The sequence below is a fragment of the Pseudomonas sp. P4_C3 genome, from assembly GCF_056402075.1.
The window spans coordinates 1-3,076 of record NZ_JBFUIC010000418.1 but is presented as its reverse complement, the minus strand read 5'-3'; the positions used below and the strand labels follow the sequence as shown (position 1 = coordinate 3,076).

Annotated in this window: 1 protein-coding gene; it reads right to left on the bottom strand. The window is 64.3% G+C overall.

The window, feature by feature from the left end:
* Positions 1-3,076: peroxidase family protein (locus AC1DVH_RS28705; RefSeq protein WP_477756627.1), on the bottom strand; the 3,076-nt coding region annotated here is incomplete at both ends.

The window sequence follows — 3,076 nt, the reverse complement described above, 5'->3', positions numbered from 1 at the left end:
AGGTCGGTGACTTCGTAGACATCGTCGCCAACACCGCCGACCATGGTATCGGCACCCGCACCCCCGATGAGAATGTCATTGCCGGCATCACCATTGAGGATGTCGTTGCCGCCCAAGCCGTTCAGGATGTCGTTGCCATCACCTCCGCTGGCCACGTCGTCGCCTGCCGTGCCGGTGAATATGTCGGCACCGGCGGTACCGACAAACAGWTCRCCGACCACTGTCGTTGCGGCAGARGTGACTCGCTCAAGTGTGCCGAGGTCATCGGTGTAACTCGCGACGACACGCAGTTGCTGACCGRYCTGCGCCTGGCTGGGCGTGAAGGTCGTGCCCGTCGCGCCGGCGATGTCGGCAAAGACCGCACCGTTCCCCACCTGCCACTGGTGGGTAATCACCGAGGTCGTGGTCCCGTTGGCGTCGGTGAACGCATCCGTGGCGGTCAAGGCCGAGCCTTCCGTCGGGGTCGTATCGCTGATCAGCACCGTGCCAACCGGTATGACGTTGACGGGGCTGCCGCCGAGCGGCGCAGTTGGCGCGGTCGGCGCCGAGAACACGCTTTCCAGCACGCCGTGGGCGTCCTGATAGACGGCCCTGACGCGCAGCAGCAGTCCCTCCTCAGCCGCGGTCACCGTGAAGGTCGGACCGGTCGCGGTTCCTAGTCCGCCTCCGAGCGCAATACCGATGTCGTCGAAGATACCGCTGCCCGGGTTTGTTTCGACCTGCCATACGAAGGCGATGGGACTGGTGATCGCACCTCCGCTAGCGACATTGTCCGCATCGCTGACGGTGTCGGCCAACACCGTCAACACTTGGCCAACGGCCGGCGTGCCATCGCTGATCCTCAGCAAGCCCACCGGCTCGGCGTTCAAGCCCGCCACCAGGACCAGCGACTGATCGGCGAACTGCAGCCGCTCGATATTGCTGAGCCTGTCAGTACCGTCCCGACCGACGACGCTGTCGGCCACGGTGGTCGTGCCGTCGACGTTCTCGATGACGGTGTAGTCAGCCAGAAGGCCGGTGTACAGGGCCGTGTCGAAGGAATGGCCAGGGTTAAGGGGGTCAGGCGCATCCGTCAGGATCTCACGGACGGCGACGAATTGGCCGGGGTTGTAAGTGCCGTTGAGCATGAGCGGCACCAACGGGACCATGCTGTCGAACGTTGCGATCTCCGGACCTGTGCCATCAATGTTCTGCCGCACGCTGATACGTACGTTGAGCCACTTGTCACCGTCGATCAGGTCATCGCCACCACGGCCTTGGATGATGTCGCTGCCGCCGCCGCCGAGGACGATGTTGCCGGCGCCGAACTGATCGTCTGCCGTGCCCACAATGCCGTCCGGGCCGGCTGCTGCGGTGCCGACGAACGAGCGCAGGCCGCTGACCAGGTCGAAGTTGGTGAGCACGCTGCCCTGAGCACCGGCAGCCGCGATCACGGTGGCATCGGCATCATCGCCACGCAGGATGTCGCTGAAGTGCGATCCCGTCAGACCTTCCACCAGTTGGAACCGAGCCACGGTTGCGGCCAACTCCGGCAGTGGCGGCGCGAGAGCGATTTCGGCGAGGCCCAGGTCGACGGACACGCCGAACGGGTCGTCCTTGAAGCCGGCCCAGTCGTAACCGGAGCCACCCAGGTAGCGGTCCCCCGCGCCGCCGTTGCCGAACATGATGTCGTCGCCACCTTCGGCCATGAATCTGTCGGGCCCGCCGGTGCCGATGAAGATGTCGTTACCGCGTATCAGGTCGAGCCCGTTCGGGTCGAAATTATCGCCGGGAGCACCATCGGCGGTTCCCTTCTCGATCCAGTCGTCGCCTTCGTTACCCATCAGTTGTTCGTCGGCGACACTGCCCATGATGAAGTCGTCGCCCGCGCCGCCGAAGACCTCCGAGGAGTCCTCACCGGTGACGATGAAGTCCTTGCCGGAGCCGCCGAGGTTCAGATTCAGGCCGTTGCCACTGTGGATAACGTCGTTGCCGTCGCCGCCATGAATGGTGTCGTCGCCGCCCATGTCCGTGATGATGTCGTCGCCGTCGCCCCCGACCATGAAGTCGTTGCCGTTGCCACCCTCGAGGCGATCATTGCCACCGTCGCCATAGAGCGTGTCGTCGCCGTCGCCAGAGACGAGAATGTCATTGGCGGCCGAGCCACCGAGCACCACATGGTCTTCGCCGGTGTACTGCAGGTAGTTGGTATCAGGGCCGACCGTCGCAGGGTTGTCCCGAATGACCAGCGGCGTGAGGAGGATGCCGCCGACAGGGTCGGCATTGCCCGGCAGGTTGTCGGCGGCCTCATTGACTGGCGTCAATGGATTGTCGACCAGTATGCCATCCGGCCCGGCAATCACGCTCGCGTTGAACTGCCTGGTCGGGTCGACCTCGAGGGTAAAGGCCGGAGTCAAGAACATGACGGCCGGGAGGTGGGTCGCATCCGTGTTGGCCATCACCAGTCTCGCGAACGAGTTGTTCTCCAACTCGGTGACGAAGTTAAGCCCCGCGTTGCGTTCCAGGTAGTAGAAGCGGTCGGCGTTCTGCAGCTTCTCCATCTGGGTCTCGAACACGAAGTTGAAGGTCGAGCCGAGCATGCCGCCAAACGGCATTTTTTCCTCGGCGAGGCCGCCGATCCAGAGGTCGATGTTGTCCAGACCGGTAATGGTGACGCCGGTCGGGCCACTCGCCCAGGCGCCGGTGCTATTGAGGAAGTCCAGTCGGTCCGCCGGCTCGCCGGCGCCGCCCAACACCAGGAGAGAGGCTGCGGCGCGCTTCCCGTCGAGCGTGGTGGCGCTGGTAATGGAGGCGTGCGTGCCATAGGCGGCGATGAAGTTGATCAGCGATTCCGGGTGCTTCAGGTGTTGCACCAAATCGGCCCAGCTGATGTAGGGCTTCAGGTTGCTGTCGCCGGTCGTGGTGTAGAACTCACGACGCGCCTCGTTCAGGGTCGGAAGCCCGGTATCACGGCCGCGCGCGATGTTGAGGGCGGGCAGGTCGAGCGGCAGGCCCAGCAAGTTGTTGCGCACCGCTTCGGTGACGAACTCATCGATCTCGTTACCGACCTGGCGCGTCACGCCGCGGACGATGGCAC